This window comes from Acinetobacter sp. ACZLY 512, from assembly GCF_023614015.1.
GTDB lineage: Bacteria > Pseudomonadota > Gammaproteobacteria > Pseudomonadales > Moraxellaceae > Acinetobacter > Acinetobacter soli.
This window is the reverse complement of sequence record NZ_JAKIVI010000004.1, coordinates 94307-118404: the sequence shown is the minus strand read 5'-3', so window position 1 is coordinate 118404 and position 24098 is coordinate 94307. Positions and strand designations below refer to the sequence as shown.

At 38.2% G+C, this 24098-nt stretch carries 21 protein-coding genes, 1 tRNA gene and 2 pseudogenes; 13 read left to right on the top strand and 11 right to left on the bottom strand.

Features of this window, described 5'->3' with window-relative positions; all coding sequences use genetic code 11:
- Positions 1-3: 3 nt before the first annotated feature.
- Positions 4-1473 (bottom strand): NAD(P)H-hydrate dehydratase, encoded by a 1470-nt coding sequence (locus L2096_RS06330; protein WP_250365079.1) that lies wholly within the window; start codon positions 1471-1473, stop codon positions 4-6.
- A gap of 27 nt (positions 1474-1500) precedes the next feature.
- Between L2096_RS06330 and queG the strand changes: the two genes are divergently transcribed.
- Together queG and bioB are read left to right on the top strand one after the other, a co-directional pair.
- A complete protein-coding gene (gene queG, locus L2096_RS06325) occupies positions 1501-2604 on the top strand; it encodes a tRNA epoxyqueuosine(34) reductase QueG (protein WP_250365078.1) in 1104 nt (367 codons plus the stop codon).
- 84 nt (positions 2605-2688) lie between these two features.
- The gene (gene bioB / locus L2096_RS06320; protein WP_025095189.1) at positions 2689-3678 is read left to right on the top strand and encodes a biotin synthase BioB; all 990 of its coding nucleotides are present in this window, start codon (positions 2689-2691) and stop codon (positions 3676-3678) included.
- 41 nt (positions 3679-3719) lie between these two features.
- On the opposite strand, the gene L2096_RS06315 is transcribed toward bioB, so the two are convergent.
- Positions 3720-3920, bottom strand: coding sequence for a hypothetical protein (locus L2096_RS06315; RefSeq protein WP_250365077.1), 201 nt, complete (start codon positions 3918-3920; stop codon positions 3720-3722).
- Positions 3921-4135: 215 nt separating this feature from the next.
- Complete coding sequence (locus tag L2096_RS06310) at positions 4136-4582, bottom strand: BLUF domain-containing protein (protein WP_250365076.1); 447 nt, start codon at positions 4580-4582, stop codon at positions 4136-4138.
- Positions 4583-5480: 898 nt separating this feature from the next.
- On the opposite strand from L2096_RS06310, the gene L2096_RS06305 reads away from it, so the two are divergent.
- Positions 5481-5557 (top strand) — tRNA-Ile (locus L2096_RS06305).
- Positions 5558-6021: 464 nt separating this feature from the next.
- On the opposite strand, the gene L2096_RS06300 is transcribed toward L2096_RS06305, so the two are convergent.
- The gene (locus L2096_RS06300) at positions 6022-6489 is read right to left on the bottom strand and encodes a putative hemolysin (RefSeq protein ID WP_025095191.1); all 468 of its coding nucleotides are present in this window, start codon (positions 6487-6489) and stop codon (positions 6022-6024) included.
- A 161-nt stretch (positions 6490-6650) separates the two neighbouring features.
- On the opposite strand from L2096_RS06300, the gene L2096_RS16100 reads away from it, so the two are divergent.
- Positions 6651-6725 (top strand): DUF6500 family protein, encoded by a 75-nt coding sequence (locus tag L2096_RS16100; RefSeq protein ID WP_350028482.1) that lies wholly within the window; start codon positions 6651-6653, stop codon positions 6723-6725.
- Between the two features lie 111 nt (positions 6726-6836).
- Here L2096_RS16100 and L2096_RS06295 read toward each other — a convergent pair whose 3' ends face one another.
- The 6 genes from L2096_RS06295 to L2096_RS06270 form a co-directional block, all read right to left on the bottom strand.
- Positions 6837-7283, bottom strand: a complete 447-nt coding sequence (locus L2096_RS06295) for a BLUF domain-containing protein (protein ID WP_151746361.1) — start codon at positions 7281-7283, stop codon at positions 6837-6839.
- A 1028-nt stretch (positions 7284-8311) separates the two neighbouring features.
- The gene (locus tag L2096_RS06290) at positions 8312-9370 is read right to left on the bottom strand and encodes a 2,3-butanediol dehydrogenase (RefSeq protein WP_151868543.1); all 1059 of its coding nucleotides are present in this window, start codon (positions 9368-9370) and stop codon (positions 8312-8314) included.
- A 119-nt stretch (positions 9371-9489) separates the two neighbouring features.
- Positions 9490-10890 carry a dihydrolipoyl dehydrogenase gene (gene lpdA, locus L2096_RS06285; protein WP_250365075.1) on the bottom strand — a complete coding sequence of 467 codons (1401 nt, stop codon included), beginning with the start codon at positions 10888-10890 and terminating at the stop codon, positions 9490-9492.
- A gap of 11 nt (positions 10891-10901) precedes the next feature.
- Positions 10902-12434 carry a dihydrolipoamide acetyltransferase family protein gene (locus L2096_RS06280; protein WP_250365074.1) on the bottom strand — a complete coding sequence of 511 codons (1533 nt, stop codon included), beginning with the start codon at positions 12432-12434 and terminating at the stop codon, positions 10902-10904.
- A gap of 1 nt (position 12435) precedes the next feature.
- Positions 12436-13455, bottom strand: coding sequence for an alpha-ketoacid dehydrogenase subunit beta (locus L2096_RS06275; protein ID WP_004946928.1), 1020 nt, complete (start codon positions 13453-13455; stop codon positions 12436-12438).
- A 15-nt stretch (positions 13456-13470) separates the two neighbouring features.
- Positions 13471-14433, bottom strand: a complete 963-nt coding sequence (locus L2096_RS06270) for a thiamine pyrophosphate-dependent dehydrogenase E1 component subunit alpha (protein WP_048763454.1) — start codon at positions 14431-14433, stop codon at positions 13471-13473.
- Positions 14434-14773: 340 nt separating this feature from the next.
- Here L2096_RS06270 and lipA point away from each other — a divergent pair, with 340 nt between their 5' ends.
- The gene (gene lipA / locus L2096_RS06265; protein ID WP_250365073.1) at positions 14774-15751 is read left to right on the top strand and encodes a lipoyl synthase; all 978 of its coding nucleotides are present in this window, start codon (positions 14774-14776) and stop codon (positions 15749-15751) included.
- A 209-nt stretch (positions 15752-15960) separates the two neighbouring features.
- Positions 15961-17049: a transcriptional regulator gene (locus L2096_RS06260; RefSeq protein WP_151794965.1), complete on the top strand. Its 1089-nt coding sequence runs from the start codon at positions 15961-15963 to the stop codon at positions 17047-17049.
- Between the two features lie 93 nt (positions 17050-17142).
- Here the strand turns inward: L2096_RS06260 and L2096_RS06255 are convergent, their stop codons facing one another.
- Complete coding sequence (locus L2096_RS06255; protein WP_250365072.1) at positions 17143-19227, bottom strand: catalase; 2085 nt, start codon at positions 19225-19227, stop codon at positions 17143-17145.
- Positions 19228-19659: 432 nt separating this feature from the next.
- Here L2096_RS06255 and L2096_RS06250 point away from each other — a divergent pair, with 432 nt between their 5' ends.
- The 7 genes and pseudogenes from L2096_RS06250 (at position 19660) to adeS (ending at position 24085) form a co-directional block, all read left to right on the top strand.
- Positions 19660-19983, top strand: coding sequence for an ArsR/SmtB family transcription factor (locus tag L2096_RS06250; RefSeq protein WP_076032612.1), 324 nt, complete (start codon positions 19660-19662; stop codon positions 19981-19983).
- A 6-nt stretch (positions 19984-19989) separates the two neighbouring features.
- Positions 19990-20463 carry an arsenate reductase ArsC gene (locus L2096_RS06245; RefSeq protein WP_048763029.1) on the top strand — a complete coding sequence of 158 codons (474 nt, stop codon included), beginning with the start codon at positions 19990-19992 and terminating at the stop codon, positions 20461-20463.
- A gap of 7 nt (positions 20464-20470) precedes the next feature.
- A complete protein-coding gene (gene arsB, locus L2096_RS06240; protein ID WP_151795896.1) occupies positions 20471-21514 on the top strand; it encodes an ACR3 family arsenite efflux transporter in 1044 nt (347 codons plus the stop codon).
- A 5-nt stretch (positions 21515-21519) separates the two neighbouring features.
- Positions 21520-21672, top strand: a pseudogene (locus L2096_RS06235) (arsenical resistance protein ArsH); the annotation flags it as partial.
- Positions 21657-21967: pseudogene (locus L2096_RS06230) on the top strand (sodium/glutamate symporter); the annotation flags it as partial. The pseudogenes L2096_RS06235 and L2096_RS06230, both read left to right, overlap by 16 nt.
- 275 nt (positions 21968-22242) lie before the next feature.
- Positions 22243-23004, top strand: a complete 762-nt coding sequence (gene adeR, locus L2096_RS06225) for an efflux system response regulator transcription factor AdeR (protein WP_104124350.1) — start codon at positions 22243-22245, stop codon at positions 23002-23004.
- Positions 22994-24085 (top strand): two-component sensor histidine kinase AdeS, encoded by a 1092-nt coding sequence (adeS, locus tag L2096_RS06220; protein WP_250365071.1) that lies wholly within the window; start codon positions 22994-22996, stop codon positions 24083-24085. The genes adeR and adeS overlap by 11 nt, the downstream gene beginning before the upstream one ends.
- Positions 24086-24098 lie beyond the last annotated feature (13 nt).

The following is a 24098-nucleotide window of genomic DNA, read 5'->3' as shown; positions in this document are numbered from 1 at the left end:
AATCTAAGGATTAACGACCTGATAGATCGCATCAAGCATTTGGTGCGCCTGAATCCCTCGTTGGCCCGATTGCGCCAGTCGATCACCTGCCTGTCCGTGTAAAGTCACAATATCCGATAACGAAATATGCGTATCGAGTTGTGCTTTCAGGCTGGCAATCATACCTGCCAGTACATCCCCCATACCCGCCGTGCCCATGCCGGCATTGCCAGTTGTACAGATCCAGAGCTGATCTGGCTCCAAAATAAGACTACCAGCACCTTTGAGTACCCATTGTCCTGAAAATCGCTGATAAAGCTGCTCAATGGCAGTTACTCGATCTTGTTCGATCTCTTTAGCAGAAGTATTTAGTAATCTCGCCGCCTCGCCAGCATGAGGGGTGAGATATACGTTTTGTGAAAATGTGAAACTGTGTTCGGCTAAAAACCAGAGTGCGTCGGCATCGATGACTAGATGTAATTCAGCGCGTTTCAGTAATACAGGACACCATTTCATAAACTGTTTTTCTGACCATTCATCACGGCCAAGCCCCATACCAAAACAAACCGAATCGATTTGCTGAAGTAAAGTCAGAATTTCATCTGAAGTTAAAGCTTGAATGTCTTTAATCATGATGTTGGGCGCTCGTGCCAAAATAGCAGCATGATGAGTCGCATCACAAGCCACAGTCACTTTTCCTGCGCCAGCATGAAAGGCTGCTTCTGCTGCCATAATCACCGCGCCGCCCATATCACGATGGCCACCAACAACCAGTACATGGCCATATGTTCCTTTATGTCCAAAGGCTTGACGTTTAGGCAATATAATCTTGGCAGGCTTTAAAAGTGCGGTCGCTTGCAACGAAACGTCAGGTGGAAGCAAGTCAATCAGTTCAACTTGTCCAGAGAACTCAGAACCTTGCCCTGTATGCAGTCCTATTTTTTGGGCAAGCACGGTATAGGTGATATCGGCTTTAATTGCTATAGGTAGGCACTGCCCCGTATTTGCATTTAAGCCACTAGGTAAATCAATCGCCACTTTAAACCCCGAAAGCTGATTAAAGTGCTTAATCACCGTCTGCCAGTCTGAGTCGAGGTTACGATTTAAACCATGACCAAATAGCGCATCGATATGACAATCATATACATCGGGTACATCGAAAGATGAATGAATATTAAGCTGATACCTACGCGCAGTTTGTACGGCCTGCGCAAGATCTGGAGATTCACCTGCCGGGGCAGCAAAAATAGTAACCTGATAACCCGCTTGCTGAAGATAATCCGCCAGAAAATAACCATCACCTGCGTTATTCCCCATTCCACACCAAACCGCGATTTTACGAACACTTAGGCTATTTTTTTGAATAAAATGATCTAATTTATTGCAAATCGACCATGCAACCTGTTGCATAAGCCCGAGCGATGAATTTTGCTTTTGGAACCATCGTTGTTCCCATGCTCGGATCTCTTGGCTGTGATAAACTGCTGCATGCATTTTGAATTCTCCGTTATTTTTTAATTTATGCCACTTGATCAGCCGCATGGCAGCATTCCCCTTACCCAAGATGATCCAGAAGAACTCAAAAGCTGGATTAAATCGCAGGCCTTAGCGCTGGGTTTTTCTGATTGTGTCATCGCTAAACCAGATGCTCAAGACCAAATGCCACGTTTTAAAGAGTATTTAAAACGTGGTTATCATGCCGATATGCATTATCTGGCAGAAAATCTCGATAAGCGTGCCGACCCAACCCTACTGGTGCCGGGCACCAAAAGCATTATTTGTGTGCGCATGAATTATCTGGTAGAAAGCCCTAAGCCTCGATATGTACCAGATCAACCCAATTCGGCCATTATTGCGCGTTATGCACGCGGGCGCGATTATCATAAGGTCATGCGTGGGCGCCTCAAAACATTGGCTGGAATCATTAAAGCGCGCGTTGGTGAGTTTGAATCACGTCCATTTGCCGATTCTGCGCCAATTTTTGAAAAATCACTGGCGGAGAGTGCCGGAATGGGCTGGACGGGCAAGCACACCCTACTCATTCATAAAAAATCTGGCTCTTTTTTTGTGCTAGGTGAACTATTTACCTCTTTGGAATTACCCTTTGATCAGCCTGCCACAGCACATTGTGGCTCATGTACCGCCTGTATCGATATTTGTCCAACCCAAGCGATTGTCGAACCTTATATGCTGGATGCACGCAAATGTATTGCCTATTTAACCATTGAATATAAAGGCATCATTGCTGAAGAATTAAGAGCTGGTATTGGTAATCGTATTTTTGGATGTGACGATTGCCAGCTCATTTGCCCGTGGAACAGTTTTGCAAAAATAGCTTCAATTCCGGACTTCAACCCGCGACATGGATTAGATAATATTTCACTACTTGAAATATGGACATGGGATGAGGCCACATTTTTGGCAAATACTGAAGGTAGCCCAATTCGGCGAACTGGCTTTCAATCATTTAAACGCAATATTGCGATTGGGTTGGGAAATGCATCCTACTCAGATGAAGTCATCGAGGCATTAAAAATGGCGCGCGAGCAGCATGATGAAATTGTACAAATTCATATTGATTGGGCAATTGAACAACAATTGAAAAAACAATACCAGATCCATTAAAAAATGATGTTTTTTGCCCTTCGGCTTTGGCACGAATTCTGTATGATTAGGAACTAGTAAATGCAATCATCATGGACTATGACAATGACATTACGTAATGATTGGACTCGTGACGAAATCCAAGCACTCTACGATCAACCTTTTTTAGATTTGGTATTTCAGGCACAACAAGTGCATCGTGAGCATTTTTCTGCCAACACGATTCAAGTAAGTACGTTACTTTCAATCAAAACAGGTAAATGCCCGGAAGATTGTAAATATTGCTCTCAATCTGCACATTATGATTCTAAATTAGAAGCAGAAAAGCGTATTGCCGTCGATAAAGTTATTTTAGAAGCGAAAGCTGCTAAAGAATCTGGCTCTTCACGTTTTTGTATGGGTGCTGCATGGCGTAATCCGCATGAGCGCGATATGCCTTATGTGCTTGAAATGGTTCGCGAAGTAAAATCACTGGGCCTTGAAACATGTATGACACTCGGTATGCTGAATCAGTCGCAAGCTGAGCGTTTAAAAGATGCTGGATTAGATTATTACAACCACAACCTCGATACATCACGCGAGTACTATAATAATATTATCAGTACCCGTACCTTTGATGATCGTTTGAATACGCTTGATCACGTTCGTGGTGCAGGCATGAAAGTGTGTAGTGGTGGTATTGTGGGCTTGGGCGAACAGAAACAAGATCGAATCGGCTTGTTACATGAGCTTGCAACGCTTCCAATTCATCCTGAATCTGTGCCAATTAATATGCTGGTACCAATTGAAGGTACACCATTGGCAGAAGTTGAAAAATTAGATGTGACTGAATGGATTCGTACCATTGCTGTAGCACGTATTATCATGCCACAGAGTTATATTCGTCTCTCGGCAGGCCGTGAATCTTTGAGTGATTCAGATCAAGCATTGGCATTTATGGCAGGTGCAAACTCCCTATTTTCCGGTGACAAACTTCTCACTACACCAAACGCTGGTGAAGGTAAAGATCAGGTCTTGTTTGCAAAATTAGGCCTTGTTGCAGAAAAACCAAAAGTATCTGTACGTGCCATGGCTGTCGATGCAATGTCAGCTTAAGTTCAGTTGGTAAAGAAACCCTCAAGTCATTTGAGGGTTTTTTATATTGATGTCACTAAATTTCCATATTTTGCAGTTAAGTACATTCCTTCTCGAATCAGATCTTCACCTAGTGCGTGACATACCCGTAATTGGTTTGTTGCTGCATCATAATGTAGTGAATCAAAAATATCAGGATGATGAAATAACCAGATAATGGTTTCACTCAAATCTTGCGTTACTACATGGTCGAGTTTTGACATTTCGTTTCTTTAACAAATCCAAAAATATTCAAGAATAATCATAATTGTTAATCCACATAAAATAAAGTGTAGCATTTAATGCTAATTGGATAAGTACGTATTCTTTAATTTGTCTCTTATTAAAATTTATATGTAAAAATCAAAGATGGAAAACGAGTTTCCCACCTTTCAACTAAATATATTTCTATATCTAGTTTATCTTATAAAAATTAAAATCAAATACTGTTTGGTTTGAGTGTATAAAAGCTATCTTTCTGCTTAGAAAGTAAATTAATAAATTCAGGAATATTATCAATTGACAAAGTATATGGATTAAATTCATCAATATTATATTCAGAGAAAAAATTAACAATTTCCTTGTGAAAAATAGCATATTTCATATGCCATTTAGAAAATAATCTGTCTGTTACATCCTCACAATACATTAATTCACAATTTTCATGACGAGGATCGTTTATGATTTTGTTATGAAAAAGATCATTAATTTTGATTTTGTTACCTTCAAGACACTGAACGAAATAGCCATTTCCATAATAAAGTGCACCACAAATTGCATTTGGGGTATTAAAATTTAATGCTTCAGTTAAAATATTAAATAATTCATTCATTGGATTATCACATTCTTTTAACTTACTCACATACAGCATTCTTGCATCGCTCATACTTGTCTCGATATATAATAATTTAAAAAAATTAAAATAATACAAATACTTGCTGAAGGGATTTGTGCTTTTAATCACTTAAAGAATACTCTAAACTTCTTGTATAAGTAATGACTAAAATGAAAAATATTCTTTTTTGATCAACTTTTAACAAATATTGATAGAATCTGCCTTTATATTAAAAATATATTTAAAAACAAACACTTATTCTAATAATGTAAATTTATTGATAACTTGCATAGATTAATTAATATTATTCCACACCTTAAAAGTGTGACAAATTTAACAATTATATTGCAAATTGATACATATTTTTATTTTATCCTTAGCAGATCTGTTGAATTTATACCCACTATAAATGCTTGAATTTCATACAAAAAAAGTTTTTCATATCACTTTTCCTAAATTTCCATTTACGCATATCTCGATATCATTTAAGCAAATTTGATACCGTACCCACGCTTATTGCTAACTCATGCTTTGATGTTCTGATCTGGATGGATGTTCTTTATCTACTTCAAATCTCTTACATTCACCAATGGGCTTTATTAGAGTGATTGATGAATAAATAATCAAAGTATATGTGCCATACTGTGTATTATCTTTCCTTTACAACAAGCATCTTTCGGAGTCATTAAAGCTTAAAATAGAGCTTACCCGTTTAATTTATTAATAAATCGTCAAAAACAATTCGAGTTGGTCAATAATTGTCTTTGATTGCTTTACTCAACAAGATGACATGAGCTAGAATCCGAATGTTTTGCAATATAGCGTTTTTTTTGCAATTTTTTTGAGAGTTTACGCTGTATCTACTTAATAAAAAACTTGTAATATATTTTGAAATTCGCTAAGATTGCGCTCAACGCAAATTGTTTGAAATACAATAACTTGCGATATAGGGCCTATAGCTCAGTCGGTTAGAGCAGCGGACTCATAATCCGTTGGTCCCGTGTTCGAGTCACGGTGGGCCCACCATATAAAACAACCACTTAGGTGCATTAATCCTAAGTGGTTTTTTAATGCTTGAAATTCATGCAAGCACTATGTAACCAGTTCATCTTTTCTGGCTCATCAAAGATTATGATGCTCTCTTCTTTTACCTCGCTACAGAGCAATAGGCAATGAGCAATGTCTCCTACTAAAATTAATCATAGACGCTTATTTTCGTAGCCACTTATTTATTAATGAGTACTAATTTTTGAGTCAAGAATTAGTAGCTATTGAAGCTAGGTTCATGAAAGAAAACGTCGTACATGTAGTTGTATATTGATAGTATGACAAGTCAGCCAGATGACTAAAATATTATTTTTAGACTTTTGTTAAATCAAAATAAAATTAGCGAGATAGTTTTACTCAGTCATTGCATGAAATTTCTATACTCGCTAATTTTAAATTCTAATTAATTTAAATCCATTGGCTGGAAATAATATCAAATTTTATTAATAGAGTTGATTCACTGAGTCTTCTTGAACGCCGAATACACCATCTGTCTTTTCTATTTCATTAACAATTTCTTTTACCTTAGATTGAGGAACTGAGACTACAATGATACTTAAATTATCTAATACATATACTGTTTCTAATTTTTGATTCTGTATTTTACTCAAAACTTTTTGCTTCTTGGTAGCATCATAATGAACTATGAAGTTAGTATGATCTTGTTGATGAGCAGATCTAAATAACTCCCATGCATCTACTTCTGAACCATCTGAAAGCTTACAAAATGCAAACTCATCACCAGCTAAATTTTTTTTGGTGAAAGATTTTCCACCTATTTTTTCACAATGAACACTGGCAGGATTGGGCATACCAATTGATTTAATATTATTAGTATTACTAATACTACTAGATGTGCATGCAGTGAACAAAAGTGATGAGGCTAGTGTTCCAATTAGGGTTTTTTTCATAAGATCATAAACTAGCTGAGGAAAAAGGATATTATCAGACAAAATTATTCGATGAAGTATGATAAATGTATTTATTTCGATATAAAAATTTTTAGAAACCTTTATTAACCCATACTTTAGATAATAATTTACTTAAAAAATTAGCATGAGAAGATGAAAAAATGGGTATTTCGTTTTATGATTTCTCTAAGAGTCGAAATGACTACGCTGAGCTACTCATGGAAGTAGCTCAATGATGGATTCTCAAACACATGCTAGATCATTTTGAGTCAGCATAAAATTTTCGTAAGCTTTATATAAACAAGCCTCCAATCAAGGCTTTCAGCAGCATACTATAAAGATCAGATCTACGTATTGTTGAGCTTAAGCGTATAGTAGCTATCCTTCTGTTTAGAAAGTAAATTAATAAATTCAGGAATGGTATCGACCGATAGCGTATATGGATTAAACTGATCAACATTGCTTTGAGAGAAAAAATTCACAATATCTTTGTGGAAAATCGCATATTTCATATGCCATTGAGAAAATAGTCTTTCTTTAATGTCTTCGCAATACATCAATTCGCAATTTTCATGACGTCGATCATTTAAGATTTTGTTATGAAAAAGCTCATTAATTCTGGTTTTATCACCTTCAATACATTGAACGAAATAACCATTTCCGTAGTAAAGTGCACCACAAATTGCATTTGGGGCATTATAGTTCATTGATTCAGTCAAAATGTTGAATAATTCATTCATTGGATTATCACACTCTTTCAACTTACTTACATACAGCATTCTTGCATCATTCATACTTATCTCGATCTAACATAATTTTAAAGAAATTAAATAATACAAATGCTTGCTTGGGAGATTTGTGCTTTTAATTACGAAAAGATTACTCTAAGTAGATTTGACAAGTAATGACTTCTCGAAAAAAAAACGTATTTTTTAAGTAAATTTTAACAAATAAAAGATTCGTGATATTTTTCTAAAAAGTATTGCCATAAATTAAAAAAATTTATAAAAATCAATCTATTAATCAAAAAAATTAGTAGTGATAAATAATTTTAATTGCGAATTTTTACTAATCACAAAAAATTAACGAGACTCAATATACATTTCCATTGCAAAATACGACATGTTTTTACAATTTTATTGAGTACAGATCAGTTCATTTTTTCCAATTTCTTAGTAACTTAATTCAAGTTGTATAAATTTCAATCAATGGCTTTTATGAAATTTTTATGTATAACCTCGAATCGTGGATAAGAAATTGTCTTGCATAATAAGGGGAAATGAATAGAGCCATAAGCTTTTCTTATGCTTACAAGTTTTGGATAGGAGAAATATACGCGAATTCTGGTAATTACTTATGTCATGATGTATTTTGAAGTGAAATCATGTGATCATCGCACCATATTTTATTCTTTACGGTCTGACTTCATGCATGTTAAGAGTTTTGGCAATATCGCATAGGAAATTCGTACTATCCTTTTCTTGAATGAGTTAAAAATAAAAGAGTACTGGGAAGAAGAAGAAGTTGCTTATGCAATATCTGTATGAAAATAAGGTTGATCAGTTCTACATTTTTTAAAAATTACTTCTCGTATTAATTTTTATTTTAGATCAATTAGCATTCATAATAAGAATTAATTCTACTGTTAGTTCTCTTGGTTATTCCTGCTTCTAGCATTCATATTTTGATATTCACTGTTGATCTTATTTATATACCCTGCCTAAGCAGGGCGAATAATCAAAATCAATTTAGATCAATAAACTATATGAATTGATAAAATGTAGTAGCAAAAAAATAATTTTATTTCATATGCAATATTCATTTAAGGATGAACAATAATTTTTACAGCAGACTCATTATTATGAATCAATGTTTCAAAGCCTTTAGAAACAAGATCATCTAAAGCAATCCGTTGGGTAATAAAAGGTTCTAGATTAATCTTGCCTTGCTCAACTAAACGAATAGTTTCCTGATGGTCATTGACGTAAGCTATCGTGCCACGAATATCTAGTTCTTTCATTACTACGCTATGTACATTAATCGTGGCAGGATGGCTCCAAATAGAAACAATTACAACAACACCCGTTGGTTTCATCGCTGCGACGAGTGTATCCATAACTTTATTCACACTACTACACTCGAAAGCAATATCTACACCGCGGTCTTGGGTAATTTTCATTACTTCATTTACCACATCAACCTGAGATGGATCCAGTACATAATCGGCAACACCAGCCTCTATCGCTTTTTCTTTACGCTTTGCACTTAGCTCAGTGATGATAACCGTAAGACCTTTGGCCTTTAAAATTGCGGATAAAAGTAAGCCTATTGGGCCAGCTCCACCAACCAATGCTACATCACCTGCTTTTGCACCACTTCTGACATAGGCGTGATGACCAACAGATAAAGGTTCTATCAACGCTGCTTGGTCTAAAGGAATATCATTTGAAATAGGATGTACCCAACGGCGCTGAACTGCAATTTTTTCAGAAAGACCGCCACCACGCCCGCCTAAACCAATAAAATTCATATTTTTTGATAAATGATACTTATCATGTGGGCCAGTTGGTACATCGTCAGCAATAATATAGGGTTCAACTACGACATGTTGTCCAATTTCGATATCATTTACGCCTTCACCAACTGCATAAACCACACCTGAAAATTCATGTCCCATTGTTACAGGTGCCGACTCTCCTGAAATTGGATGTGGATGACCACATGGTGGAATAAAAATAGGGCCTTCCATGAATTCATGTAAATCTGTACCGCAAATACCACACCATGCAACCTGAATTCCAACGGTGCCTGGAAGTACTTTCGGCTCAGGGATATCTTCAATTCGAATATCCCCTCGGTCATAAAAACGAGCTGCTTTCATCATGTATTCCTTATGTTGATACTAACGCTAAACCATTCCGCCATTTGTCAAAATAAACTAACCTGTAACGTAATTAATGCAACTTTATTGTTTAAACCTTTAAGCACATTGCAGACCCCTTAAATATGAATTGCACGTTGCATTGCAGATAAAACCGACTCATGCATCGCTTCAGACAAAGTAGGATGAGGGAAAATGACCTGCGCTAAGCTTTCATCCGTCGCTTCTAGATATTTTGCGATGGCAAAACCCTGAATATGTTCGGTAACTTCATGCCCAACCATGTGAGCACCTAACAATTCACCTGTTTCCTGACTAAAAATAGTTTTAATGAATCCTGTGCTATCACCTAAAGCCAATGCCTTACCATTGGCTTGCAAAGGAAACTTACCCACATTGATATTCAAGCCCGCAGCTTTCGCTTTCTGTTCTGTCAGACCAATACTGGCCACTTGCGGATGGGTAAAAATACAGCCCGGAATTTGTGTACGATCTAAAGCATGTACATGATCTAAACCTGCAATCTTCTCTACACAAAGAATAGCCTCGTGACTGGCCTTGTGTGCCAAACACGGTGCGCCTGCAACATCACCAATTGCATATACGCCCACAATATTAGTTTTGCACCATGAGTCGACTTTAATAAAACCATTCTCTAATTCGACACCTAAAGCTTCTAGTCCCAGATTTTCAGTATTTGGTTTCACACCAATTGCTGAAAGTACCTTTTCAACGCTAATGACTTGCCCACCTGTGGCAGTTTGAATATGACAATGTACTTGAGCCTGATCAGTTTCTATTTTTTTTACAGTCGCTTCGGTTAAAACCTGCATACCCTGCTGTTCAAATTGCTTTTGTACATACTTCGCAACTTCAATGTCTTCGCTAGGGAGAATCTGCTTGGCAATATCAACCAAGGTGACTTGGCAGCCTAAGTCTTGGTATAGGCTTGCAAACTCACTGCCTATAGCACCCGAACCAATGACCAGTAAAGACTTTGGTAATTGTTCTGGAACCAAAGCCTCTTTATAACTCCAGACCTGATGGCCATCTACAGCAATATGAGGCAAATTGGCTACACGTGCACCTGTTGCGACAATAATATGCGGTGCAGAAATCTGCTGTTTTTGACCATTCGCATCTGTAAGCTCTAATCGTTCTTTGGCAACAAATTGAGCTGTTGCATTTAAAACAGTGATTTGATTTTTTTTCAATAATTGACCGATACCTTGCACCAGTTGCTCAGAAACCTGTCTGCTATGATGGACCAGTTTTTGAATGTCAAAATCAATCGCGTTAAGCGTAAAACCAAACTGTCCTGCATGTTTGAACTGCTGCGCAAGCGCAGCCCCGCTCAATAATGCCTTGGCTGGAATACATCCCCAATTCAGACAGACTCCGCCTAAGTGTTGTTTTTCAACGATTGCCGTTTTTAATCCCAGTTGCGCTGCGCGAATCGCAGCGACATAGCCTCCAGGACCAGCACCAATAACCACAAGATCAAATCGTGTATCTGACATGGCTATTCCTCCTACACCAAAATTAATGCAGGATTTTCGACAAACTGCTTCAATGCCGATAAGAATTGAGCACCCAACGCACCATCAATGACACGATGATCACAAGATAAAGTCGCTGTCACCATTTCACGAACAACAATCTCATCATTTTCGACGACAGCACGTTTTTCTGCTATACCTAAGGCCAGAATCGCACCTTGAGGTGGGTTAATAATGGCATCAAACTGTTGAATACCCAGCATCCCCAAATTGGAAATACTGAAACTACCGCCTTGAAACTCGTCAGGTGCTAGTTTTCCAGTTTTGGCACGTGTCGCCAGATCACGCATATCATTGGAAATTTGCGCCAAAGATTTACGGTTCGCTGCTTTAATAATTGGTGTGATCAGTCCGTTTTCGATGGCCACAGCAACCGAAATATCAGCTTGTTCAAACTGTAGAATTTGCTGATTTTCTTCATCAAACTGAACGTTAACCTGCGGAACTTTGATCAGTGCGGCAGCAGCAGCTTTAATCAGTATATCGTTGATAGACAGCTTAACTTGCGGCACCGTATTGTTAATTTGCTGGCGCAAAGCCTGAACCGATTCAACATTTAGGTCTATTGTTAAGCGAAAATGTGGTGCATTGCGTTTTGCCGCTTGTAACCTTGAAGCGATTGCTTTACGCATACCATTCATCGCTACAGTGGTAAATTGTGCGGACTCTGTCGGTTGCGCATGATCATGTTGAGCATTTATAGGGTTTTCACGTTGATAGACAGCTTCAACATCTTCCTTGCAGACTCGTCCACGTGAACCCGATGCACGGCAATCATGCAAATTGATGTCCCATTGTTTGGCCAAACGGCGGGCAACAGGTGTTGCCAAAACATGACTATCATCTGCTTTAGATTTAGCGGCCTTGGTACTGGCTTGATGTCGTACATCTGGCCATGAACCACCAGCAGCTTGAACTGCGGTCTGAATATCTTGAACACTAATACGACCTTCACGCCCAGAACCCGTAATCTGAGACAAGTCTACATTGTGCTTTTGAGCTAATTTCAAGGCATGCGGCGTTGCAAAAATATCATTGTTTTGCTGGTAGCCTTGTAACGCAGCAGGAATAGAATATCCGCCCTGAGTCACCACTTTTGATCCATTACCAACACTGTTCTGTTTAGGAGCAGCTTGTACTTCGGTTTCAACTTGCGCTACAGCTACTTTTTCAGGAACTGCTGTTACCGCTTTATTTTCAGTTACCGCAGGTGTGCCGCCTAACGACTGTGCAAATGCTTCAACTTCTGCGTCGGAAACTTGAGCGTCTGCACAAATTGCAATGACTCCACCTACAATTAGTGTGTCACCGTCTTTAGCAATGATTTTTCGTAGCAAGCCATCGAAAGGTGCTTCCAGAACATTGACGATTTTTGTGGTTTCAATTTCACAAATTTCCTGTCCTTTACTAAATTGCCTACCTTCCTGAATCAGCCATTGGGCAATTGTGCCCTCTTCCATGGACAAACCCCATTTTGGGATTTCTAAGGTTTTAATTTCGCTCATCCTAAGCCTCCAACGTCTTGCGTACAGCCTGTTCGATGCGTTCTACACTTGGTAGCCATTCTTTTTCTAATACAGGTGAAAATGGTACGGGTGAATGTGGTGGAGTGACTAACTCGATTGGTGCTTTAAGATAATGAAAGCCTTTCTGGGCAATAAGTGCAGCCACATCGTGTCCGAAACCGCAACGCGCGGCAGATTCATCAACAATCACCACCCGACCTGTTGAAGCTACGGACTCTAAAATGCCATCTTCGTCTAGTGGAGAAATGGTACGAGGATCAACCACTTCAACCGAAATGCCTTCTTTTGCAAGCTTGTCGGCAACGTCATTGGCACGATGTACCATCAGGCCTAAGGCAATAATTGTAATATCTGTGCCTTCACGGGTGTAATTTGCGACACCAAAAGGAATGGTGTAGGCTTCATCGGGTACCTCGCCTTTAATGTCGTATAACATTTTGTGTTCACAAAAGACCACTGGGTCATCATCTCGAATGGCTTGAATCAATAATCCTTTGACATCGTAAGCACTAGAAGGCACCACCACTTTTAAACCAGGTACCGACGCAAATACGTTATATGGTGATTGAGAATGCTGTGCTGCAGCGGAAAAACCCGCACCAATCATGCCGCGTACAACGAGTGGTGCTTTGGCTTTCCCTCCAAACATATAGCGGAATTTCGCCGCTTGGTTATAAAGCATGTCATAACACACGCCATAAAAATCCATAAACATTAAATCTGCTACCGGTCTTAAACCTGTAGCAGCAGCACCTGCCGCCATACCGATAATCGCAGATTCTGTAATTGGCGTATCAATGACTCGTTCAGAGCCAAATTCAGTCCATAGGCCTTTGGTTACGCCAAGTACTCCGCCAAAACCTTCCAGCTTATTGTCATCGGTATTTTTACCGCCATGTCCACCACGAACATCTTCACCAACCACAATAACACTTGGATCTCGGCGCATTTCTAATTCGATTGCTTCTTTAATTGCGTTTCGATAACTTTTATTTGGCATTTTTCTACTATTCCTTTAGTAAGAGACGTATACATCGGTAAGTAACTGAGAAACTTCTGGGTACTTAGCTGCACGTGCCTTTGCAACGGCATCGTCTACATTGGCTTTAGACTGAGCATCTATCGCATCGAGTTTGGCTTCGTCAATTTTGTCTTTGACTTTTTCACGGAATATTTTCAATGGATCTTTATGTTCTTTCACATAATCCAGCTCTTCTTTAGAACGGATAAGCCCCGGATCACCCTCAAAATGTCCATAAAACCGGTTGGTTACCGTTTCAATCACACTCGGGCCTTCACCACGGCGGGCACGTTCAATGGCTTTTTGTGCAACTTCATACACAGCAAAAAAGTCTGTTCCATCTACTTTTTCAGCAGGTAAGCCAAAGCCTCCTGCTCGGCCTGCGATATCTTTACTGCCTACAGCATAGTCATGTGCCGTGCCTTCACCAAACCCGTTATTTTCAAAAACAAAAATGACAGGAAGCTTTAACACCACCGCCATATTAATAGCTTCGAAAGTTAAACCCTGATTTGAACCACCATCGCCTGTAAACGACAAACCAATACCACCCGTTTTAAGTGTTTTGGCACTTAAAGCAGCCCCAATTGCTAAAGGTGGGCCGCCGCCCACAATACCATTTGCACCAAGCATACCTTTATCTAAGTCTGCAATATGCATTGAGCCGCCTTTACCACGGCACAGGCCTTCATCTTTGCCAAAGATCTCTAACATCATGGCGTGGATATCACACCCCTTCGCAATACAGTGTCCATGACCACGATGTGTTGATGTGATAAAGTCCTTGTCTGTTAGGTTTTCACAAATACCTACAGCAACTGCTTCCTCACCGCTATATAAATGAATGAATCCTGGGATATCACCTGTATTGTTTTCATCGTGAAGCCGATCCTCAAATTCACGAATGTCACGCATTCTTTTGTATGCTGCTAGCAATTGCTCTTCCGTTAACTGCATATATTTATTCCTTATTGATTACGCTAAAAAAGAAATCCAAAATTGAATAATCAGATTTTTAAACCGTATATTTATATAAGAATATTTTTCTCTAATTTTATATTAGACTAAAAAAAATTAATTTTTAAATCAGTAAGATCAACATAAAAAACAAAAGGTTAAACAATCAAAAAATTTGTAATTTTTTTATATTATTCATATACATGCTAAAACAAACCTTTAACCAACCTTTATTTTATATGATATGTTTTTTGCCCAGTTTTATATTATTGGTGCAATAAAAATAGCGAATGAAGATCGGGATTTATATTAATTATTTTTAAATAATGGAGCATTTAAAATGGATTTAAATAACACAATATTAACTGGAAATAAGTTAAGAGGCGCTGAAAAAATAGCACGTATTCCAATTAAAATTGTTGCAACAGAAATTACGCCAAAGAAACCTGAGTGGATTCGAACTAAAATGAGTCAGCCTGAAGAAGTTCGAATGATCAAGAATTTACTAAGACAACAAAAGCTTCACACGGTGTGTGAAGAAGCAGCTTGTCCTAATTTGCCGCAATGTTTTGGCAGTGGCACGGCAACATTTATGATTATGGGAGATATATGTACTCGACGTTGTCCATTTTGCGATGTGGCTCATGGTCGTCCTCAAGTTTTAGATATTCATGAGCCAAAGAATTTGGCTGAAACGGTTAAGAATTTAGGATTAAAGTATGTGGTGATCACCTCGGTTGATCGAGATGATTTAAAAGATGGCGGTGCACAACACTTCTCTGATTGCATTCGAGAAATTCGTGAAACCAGCCCAGATACTTTGATTGAAATTTTAGTTCCTGATTTTCGTGGCCGTGCTGATATTGCGCTTAAAATCTTGAGTCAAAATCCACCTGACGTTTTTAACCACAATATTGAAACCGTTCCGCGTCTGTATAAAGCCATGCGACCAGGCGCTGACTATCAGCATTCATTGGATCTACTCAATAAATTCAAACACTATTGTCCAGACATTCCCACCAAATGCGGATTGATGGTGGGTTTAGGAGAAGTGGAGGCAGAGGTAATTGTATTGTTAAATGACTTAAAAGATTACCAAGTAGACTATGTCACTATTGATCAATACTTACAGCCTTCGAAATCTCATGCGCCCATTCATCGCTTTGTTACCTTAGAAGAATTTAAACATTATCAGATCCATGGAGAGCGCCTAAAATTTAAAAATATTTGGAGCGGCCCATTGGTCAGATCGAGTTACTTTGCTGAAAAGCAGTACTACGGACAGCAACTATCTGACCAACTTAATCGAATTGACTGAAGAAATTGGATTCAACCTGAGTAAAAATCTATATGCTCAAAACTTACTAAAATTCGATAGAAAAAAGAATTCTTTCATATTACAGTTTTTCATATGGAATTAAATGTCTGCAAATCAATTAACCCAATAGAACGTTGATATAGGCGGTGTCGGAATAATAAATAGTTTTACTCAAGCGAATACGCTGCTCAACCATAAAGGAATATGGAATGAATCATTTGGAAAAAATAAATTCAGCTTTACAAACAACACATTTAGTTAATCAGATTGATGTAAAAGCAGCCCCGATTCTTCTTTTGCGTGATGAAGAACATAATTCTATATTTGATCGATCTATACACCAAACCTGTGATGAACTGTCAAAAATCGCCTATGACTCCGAAATGGCAATAGGCTTAACTGACCATCAAGGTACATTACTATGGACCTGGAGTAGTCGAACGATGTTATCGTCTGCAGAACAAGTCAATTTTATTGAAGGTGGTCACTGGTCTACTCAAGCTGTGGGTAAAAATGCCATCGGGATGGCGCTCAATAGTCATCGTTCGAGTTGTGTACATTCTCATGAAAATCAGATGAATAGTGTACGAGACTGGGTGTGCTATGCAGCCCCTATTATTGATCCAGTATCTAATCATTTTCATGGTGTTATTAATTTATCGACCAAGTATAAAAAACACACGCCTTTGGGAGTTTTAGCTGTTGAGCGTTGTGCCGACTTAGTACGTCAATCGCTGTTAACTCAACAAAAAAATATTTTATATATTCATGCATTAGGAACACCAAGAATTATATTTAATCAAACACCCCTAGTGTTAACTCATCGCCAAATTGAAATTTTATGCATTCTGGTTCTACGTCCAAAAGGTATCAGTTTGGATGAGCTACATTATGCTTTGTATGGCGATCGAGACGTTAGTGTCAAAACGCTTAAATCAGAATTGTCTCAATTACGTAATCTGTTGCCTAACTGCATTGATTCCCGAGTATATAAATTAACTTGTGAAGTTGAATGTGATTTTTTAAAAGCTGAACATTCTTTAAGTGCCGGATTTTTAGCGAGCACTTTTTCTTTATATAAAGGAAGTTTTTTGTCTAAAACTGAAAGTCCTTATCTTTGTGCATGGAGAGAAAGTTTTGATGCTCGTTTAAGCTATTTAATTTATCAACTACAGGATGTAGATCAACTACTAAAAATTATCGGTTATTTACCAGAGCGAGTCGATGCCGTGCAACGTTTGCTTGAACTGATCCCAAAAGATAGTATCTATCACGATCGTTTTTCAAAATTTGTTTAAGCAGATTGAGTTAATTGAGATCATTACGACCTACAATGTGCTGAGAACCAAAAAGTCTAGAACTCAATATTGATTCTAGACTTTTTCCTAAATTTATACTGGAACGCTTGCTATTACATCTTCTCGAGACCAAAGTCTGTGATTCTGTATGGCTAATTTAAATTTATCCTGTTGATCTTTAAAAGACTCGCTAGTGAAAATAGCATCATCTTGATGGATACCAAAATAATCGAGAAGTGACTTTTTATCGTCAAGCAAATAGATGGGTTTCAGATGCTTGTAAGTCTCTAAAACATAATATTTTGCTACGCCATCGGCTTTAAAAGTATCTAAATTATCTCCATCAATCACGACAATAGCATCATAAGTGACAGATGGTTCTCCATTTTGGCGACCATCAACTGCAATCTCTTTGCCATCTTTAGATCTAACGGGAGCTGCACTTGGAGCAAGAACTTCCGCAACAGCATTTTCACCTTCAGCCCATGCTTTGACTGCATCTACCGAACTAGCATTTGCGCCATTATGTACCAAGATTGCGATTTTTCGTTGTTTAATATCCGGTGCTTTAAAAGCATCGATACTCAGTTTTTCAGAAATTTTCACCTGACTTTGCTGATCTGTTTCAGGTTGCATTAATGGCTCTAAGCCGAGTTCATTTGCAACATATGTGGCAAGATCTTTATCAATATTGATTAGAACTCGATCGATAACTCGCTGACGAATCACTTCATCTTGTACTTTTGATAATTCAAATGCATAAGCATCTTTTATATGCTGTTGTTCATGTTTTTTTAAACTGCTGTAATGAAGCGTAGCTTGAGAGAAATGATCAGCAAAACTTTCAGGACGCACACGCAATTTACTTGCTTCTACAGGTTCTGGATAAGAGCTAAACGCACCTTTGTCTTGATCAGCCTCACGTGGCCAATTTTCATCTACTGAATTTGGCTCATAATTTGCCTTTCCTTTGTAAACTTCATGGTTGGCAAAACCTCCACGTCGGTTAGTATGAAATGGACATACAGGTTTATTGATTGGAATCTGATTAAAATTGGCTGTGCCTAATCGGTGGAGATGCGTGTCTGTATAACTAAATAAACGCCCTTGAAGTAAAGGATCATTACTGAAATCGATTCCTGAAACAATGTTTGCAGGACTAAATGCAACCTGCTCTGTTTCAGCAAAGAAATCATCTGTATTACGGTTAAGTACGAATTTACCTAATGGCGTTACCGGTACTAGCTCTTCAGGCACAAGTTTTGTCGGATCTAATACATCAAAATCCCACTGAGCAGCCTCTTCCTCAGTGAAAATTTGGGCTCCTAGTTCCCATTCTGGATAATTTCCATTTTCAATTGCATCCCACAAATCACGGCGATGAAAATCCGGATCTTTACCATTTAGCTTCAATGCTTCATCCCAAACAACCTGAGCGACGCCTTGATTTGGTGTCCAATGAAATTTAACCAAATGCGCTTTGCCTTGCGCATTAATCAATCTGAATGTATGTACACCAAAGCCTTGGATAGAACGTAAGTTACGAGGAATAGCTCGGTCAGACATGACCCAAGTCGTCATATGCGCAGTTTCAGTATTTAAAGAAACAAAATCCCAAAACGTATCGTGTGCAGATTGCCCTGTAGGAACTTCGTTTGGATCTTCAGGTTTAACAGCATGAACAAAATCAGGAAATTTAATCGCATCTTGAATGAAAAATACCGGAATATTATTCCCAACTAAATCATAGTTGCCTTCTTGCGTGTAAAATTTAATTGAGAATCCACGTACATCTCGGACGACATCTGCTGATCCACGCCCACCTTGTACCGTTGAAATACGGGTAAAAATTGGTGTCGGGTGAGTTGTATCTGTAAGAAATTGAGCCTTCGTCCATTTCTCATTTCCCTCATACGCTTCAAAATAACCATGTGCACCAAAGCCACGAGCATGAACAACTCGCTCTGGTATACGTTCACGATCAAAATGAATTAATTTATCTCGTAGTAGAAAATCTTCGAGTAACGTTGGTCCACGATCGCCAATTTTTAAACTATTTTGATTATCGGATACAGGAACACCCAGTGAACTCGTGAGTGTCTTCCCTTTAGGATCGACATAACTTTCATTTTCGAATTGTGTGATCTTGGCATTGTCCTTATTGGATTTTCTGCTCATTGTATTTTTCCTAGTTCGTATTTTTAAAAAATGCAAAAACTGTGAATGATATTTATAGACTTCAAGATAGTATCTGAGAATTAAGTAGTTTTTTTTATATGATACGGTTTGATAACGTTAAAGCAACAATCTAAATGCGATATGTACTCACCATCTTACTCATTGATTGCCGTATCAGTCTGCTCGGGAATAAATATGGAGCTTATAATTTTACTTGTTTAAACTATTAGCGGATCTTCCCTGAAATTGACGAAGTTTGAAGTCAAAATATATTTGCAATCAGTTTAGCCTTTTTAAATTAGCTTTATTTAAGTTTTATTAACATTAATTATTCAAATTTATTCAATTTTTACTCCATAGAATGCTAAAAAATATTGCATTCATATATGCATATGCGTATATTCGAAATATCAAATATATAAGCGACAACGTATGAATCAATCTGATTTCTTCAAGTGTCTTTCCGATCCGACTCGACTCGATATTCTTAAGTTGATTTTGGCTCGGCACAATGTCTGCGTGTGTGAACTGACAGAACATTTACAACTCAGTCAACCCAAAATTTCCAGACATTTAGCCCTGCTTCGCAACCTTTCCATTTTACTGGATCAAAGACAAGGACAATGGGTGTATTACCGCTTAAATCCGAACCTTCCAGAATGGGCCAAGGATATTCTGAATATCCTGTCAAATCTGTCTGATCACTCTATCAATCTAGTCAATGCACAATCATCCATCCCAACTCATTGCGAGTAAGCACGAATGAAATTCTTGTTTTTATGCACCGGAAACAGTTGCCGCAGTATCCTTTCTGAAGTGCTGTTCAATCATCGGGCTCCAGCAGGCTGGACAGCCTATAGTGCAGGCAGCCAACCATCAGGACAGGTTCACCCTCTCACTATCGAAACCCTAGAAAATATGGGTCTTTCAACTGATGGATTATGGAGTAAAACCATTGATGACTGCGAGCAATACCAGCCAGATGTTGTGATCACAGTCTGTGATTCAGCAGCGCAAGAACCTTGTCCACTGTATTTAGGTACAGCGATTAAAGCACATTGGGGCTTGGCTGATCCTTCACATTTAGATTTGCCAAAAGAAGAAAAACTACAAGCATTCCAAGTGACGGTTAAACATATTCATCGTCGTTTGGATGCTTTGTTTGCACTAGATAGCACAAATATGACGCGTACTGAATTGATCGCAGCGATTAATCAGATCTCAAATATTGAATGAGAACATCATGGCTCGACAAAGACTGTCTTTTCTAGATCGTAATCTTACGCTATGGATTTTTATTGCCATGGCATTAGGAATCGGTATTGGCGTTTTCTTTCCGCAGGTCTCTGTTTCTTTGAATAAAATGAGCATTGACTCAGTCAATATTCCAATTGCGTTGGGACTGATTTTGATGATGTATCCACCGCTTGCCAAAGTGGACTATGCTGCTTTACCGCAAGTATTTAAAGATAAAAAAACCTTAACTCTGTCGTTGGTGCAAAATTGGATTATTGCGCCTGTTTTGATGTTTGCTTTGGCGATTATCTTTTTGCAGAGCTACCCTGAATACATGACGGGTTTGATCCTGATTGGTTTAGCAAGATGTATTGCGATGGTTCTAGTTTGGAATGGTCTGGCCTGTGGCGATAATCAATATGTTGCCGCATTGGTGGCTTTCAACAGTATCTTTCAGATTCTATTTTTTAGTACGTATGCTTGGCTGTTTCTCACTTTTTTACCTCCGTATTTTGGTGTTGCAGGTCAAGTTATTGATGTTAATTTCTGGACGATTACTCATGCGGTATTGGTTTATTTAGGAATTCCGTTCTTACTCGGTTTTATCACCCGATTCTTATTGGTTCGAGCCAAAGGTTTAGTTTGGTATCAACAAGTCTTCTTGCCCAAGATCAGCCCGCTCAGTTTGCTTGCTTTATTGTTTACCATTGTGGCGATGTTTAGCCTCAAAGGAAACGATGTGGTGAGCTTACCTCTGGATGTATTACGCATCGCAATTCCATTGACAATTTATTTTATTGTGATGTTCTTCATTAGCTTCTTTATGAGTAAATGGATGGGAAATAACTATCCTAAAACTACTGCAATTTCATTTACCGCTGCGGGAAATAATTTTGAATTAGCGCTAGCTGTGGCAATCGCAACTTTTGGTTTAGCTTCTCCTGTGGCATTCACGACAGTGATCGGACCTTTGGTTGAGGTTCCCGTATTGATCGCATTGGTCAGCGTATCTTTATGGCTTAGAAAGAAGTTTTTCAAAACTGAGGTGTGATTTCGATGTCTCTCCCAAATATAGATATAAATCTTCTCGACCAACTAACTTTAGAAAAAGTACAAGCCAAAGCACTGGATCATCCACCACGTATACTTTTGCTTTATGGCTCAAATCGAGAACGTTCATATAGTCGATTGGCAGTAAAGGTTCTTGGTTTGAACTTCCTACATTTGTCTGGACATTGGCAGGTGGCGTGATTCTTAGAAATGTACTAGAAGGCGTTTTTAAGGTCAGAATTTGGGAAAAAATTACGATGCTGCGGTGCTGTCAGCAGGTCATTGTGGTTTTGCGATGGGTGCAACACCAACTGCCGTTGCTAATATGCAAGCAATTACCAATATGTATGGTCCGTCGCATAAAGCCTTTTTGATTGTTCCACTTTGCGGCGCATTTTTTGTGGATCTTATCAATGCAACAGTTATTCAGTTAATCTTGAAGTTTATTGGTTAAAGCGAGCTTGATCAGAGCATATCTGATCAAGTTTTTGATCTAAGTTATCTAATTCTATCTTATACATTAGACGTTTTTCATAGATCATTCTTTACTTATATCCAAGTTATAGGTCTTAGCGATTCAATTAAATCTCAAATTCAGTGCTTTTATTTCTATTTCATTAACGTTCATCAAGAACGCTTAAAAGTTATTAGATGGCCATTAAAACTAATAAAAATATCCGCTATCCGATTAGACATTTTTATAAAATCACTATACTTTAAAAAACATTCATGACCTTAATTTTAGTACGCTTCGGTATTCCCTTGAACACATCCTATCATTCCTGTGATTTATCCAATAAAACCATTCTTGTAGTCGAAGATGACTTTGACATTGGTGATATTCTTGAAAGATATTTAAAAAAAGAAAATATGCATGTAATCCGTGCTATACAAGGTCAACAGGCACTAGAATTATTAAAAGTCCATGCTATTGATCTCGTGATCTTAGATATTAAACTACCAAAAAAAAATGGTTGGGAAGTATTAACCGTTTTAAGACAGTACAGCAATATTCCTGTGATCATGCTCACCGCTATGGACGATTTCGACAATAAAATTATGGCATTAAAAATGGGTGCCGATGACTTTGTGGTGAAACCCTTTAATCCGAATGAAGTGATTGCTCGTGTAGAAGCCGTATTACGGCGCAGTACCTTACAGCAGCAACAAAAGAAATATCTGAACTATAAATCCATTGAAATTGATCTTGAACAACATTTGGCGTATGTCCTTCAACATGATCAAAAGCAGATGCTGAATCTCACGCTGACTGAATTTAATATTCTAAAGTTGATGCTGCAAAGTCCGAATAAGGTATTTACCCGGACTGAATTAATTGAGAAGTGCATGCCCGAAAAAACGACACTTGATCGTACCGTAGACAGCCATATCAGTAACTTACGGAAAAAGCTTGAACAAAAACGCGCTTTGGGATATTTCATCAATTTACGTGGTGTAGGCTACCGATTAGATCAAAATCATGAGAACTAAACTGAATAAAAATTCGATTGGTATTAGCGCTCAACTACTGATTATGATGAGCGTACTGAATCTGGGAATAACTATTTTCTCTTTTGGTTTAGGTTATTTGGTTTATGGCTGGGCAACAGAAAAAGGTTTACTCGATCTCAAGAACGCTTGCCCTGATAATTTTTCTTTTACTTCAGTAGACTATCTGTGGACTTTTTTGGTCGTGTTGACGGGCTTTTTGCTGTCCACTTTTTTAGCTTTCAGATACGCTAAACGTTACACTCAGCCCATCAATGCACTGGCCAATGTCGTAAAACAAATCCAGCAAGGAAATCTTTCATTAAGAATTGAACAGCAACAAGCACACATTCCACATGAACTTATGTCATTAATCCAGAATTTTAATGCCATGGCCAATCAGCTCGAGATCTCAGTCAAAAACTCTACTCTTTGGAATGCGGCAATTGCACATGAACTTCGCACCCCGATCACTATTTTACAGGGTCGATTACAAGGAATAGTCGATGGTGTTTTTGAAGCAGATCCGCAGTTACATCAAAGCTTGCTCAGTCAAGTAGAAGGATTATCCTACTTGGTTGAAGATTTACGTACGCTGACTTTGGTTGAAAACCAACAATTTCGTTTAGATATCCAAGAAACAAACCTTCAGAACAGTATTTTTAAGTGCTTTCAAATGTTTCAAGATCGCTTTGAACACAAAGGATTGCATGTAGTTTTTAATTTGACCCATGAAACAGCGCGATGTGATGTAACACGTATGGAACAGGTGTTGATTGCCTTATTTTCTAATGCTTCACGTTATGCGGACGCTGGCAAACTTTCCATTACAACCAAAACAACCCAAGACCATTGGATTTTAATGCTTGAAGATCAAGGCCCAGGTATCGATGAGCAGCACCTCGAACACTTATTCAAACCCTTCTATCGTTTAGAAGAATCTCGATCACGCTCGGAAGGTGGAACTGGTCTGGGGCTTGCAGTGATTTACGCCATTATTGAGGCACATCAAGGACAAATCACCTATACGACATCAACAGATTTTGGTGGTAGCTGTTTTACCATTCTCTTGAAAAAGTCATAGCGCCAAAAAAGTT

Coding starts and splice junctions, on each gene's coding strand:
- L2096_RS06295 (WP_151746361.1), bottom strand. CDS start 7,283: ATGAATGATGCAAGAATGCTGTATGTAAGTAAGTTGAAAGAGTGTGAT.
- adeR (WP_104124350.1), top strand. CDS start 22,243: ATGACCTTAATTTTAGTACGCTTCGGTATTCCCTTGAACACATCCTAT.
- L2096_RS06270 (WP_048763454.1), bottom strand. CDS start 14,433: ATGCAGTTAACGGAAGAGCAATTGCTAGCAGCATACAAAAGAATGCGT.
- L2096_RS06250 (WP_076032612.1), top strand. CDS start 19,660: ATGAATCAATCTGATTTCTTCAAGTGTCTTTCCGATCCGACTCGACTC.
- L2096_RS06290 (WP_151868543.1), bottom strand. CDS start 9,370: ATGAAAGCAGCTCGTTTTTATGACCGAGGGGATATTCGAATTGAAGAT.
- bioB (WP_025095189.1), top strand. CDS start 2,689: ATGACATTACGTAATGATTGGACTCGTGACGAAATCCAAGCACTCTAC.
- L2096_RS06255 (WP_250365072.1), bottom strand. CDS start 19,227: ATGAGCAGAAAATCCAATAAGGACAATGCCAAGATCACACAATTCGAA.
- queG (WP_250365078.1), top strand. CDS start 1,501: ATGCCACTTGATCAGCCGCATGGCAGCATTCCCCTTACCCAAGATGAT.
- L2096_RS06245 (WP_048763029.1), top strand. CDS start 19,990: ATGAAATTCTTGTTTTTATGCACCGGAAACAGTTGCCGCAGTATCCTT.
- L2096_RS06315 (WP_250365077.1), bottom strand. CDS start 3,920: ATGTCAAAACTCGACCATGTAGTAACGCAAGATTTGAGTGAAACCATT.
- adeS (WP_250365071.1), top strand. CDS start 22,994: ATGAGAACTAAACTGAATAAAAATTCGATTGGTATTAGCGCTCAACTA.
- lpdA (WP_250365075.1), bottom strand. CDS start 10,890: ATGTCAGATACACGATTTGATCTTGTGGTTATTGGTGCTGGTCCTGGA.
- L2096_RS06330 (WP_250365079.1), bottom strand. CDS start 1,473: ATGCATGCAGCAGTTTATCACAGCCAAGAGATCCGAGCATGGGAACAA.
- L2096_RS06310 (WP_250365076.1), bottom strand. CDS start 4,582: ATGAGCGATGCAAGAATGCTGTATGTGAGTAAGTTAAAAGAATGTGAT.
- lipA (WP_250365073.1), top strand. CDS start 14,774: ATGGATTTAAATAACACAATATTAACTGGAAATAAGTTAAGAGGCGCT.
- L2096_RS06300 (WP_025095191.1), bottom strand. CDS start 6,489: ATGAAAAAAACCCTAATTGGAACACTAGCCTCATCACTTTTGTTCACT.
- arsB (WP_151795896.1), top strand. CDS start 20,471: ATGGCTCGACAAAGACTGTCTTTTCTAGATCGTAATCTTACGCTATGG.
- L2096_RS06260 (WP_151794965.1), top strand. CDS start 15,961: ATGAATCATTTGGAAAAAATAAATTCAGCTTTACAAACAACACATTTA.
- L2096_RS06280 (WP_250365074.1), bottom strand. CDS start 12,434: ATGAGCGAAATTAAAACCTTAGAAATCCCAAAATGGGGTTTGTCCATG.
- L2096_RS06275 (WP_004946928.1), bottom strand. CDS start 13,455: ATGCCAAATAAAAGTTATCGAAACGCAATTAAAGAAGCAATCGAATTA.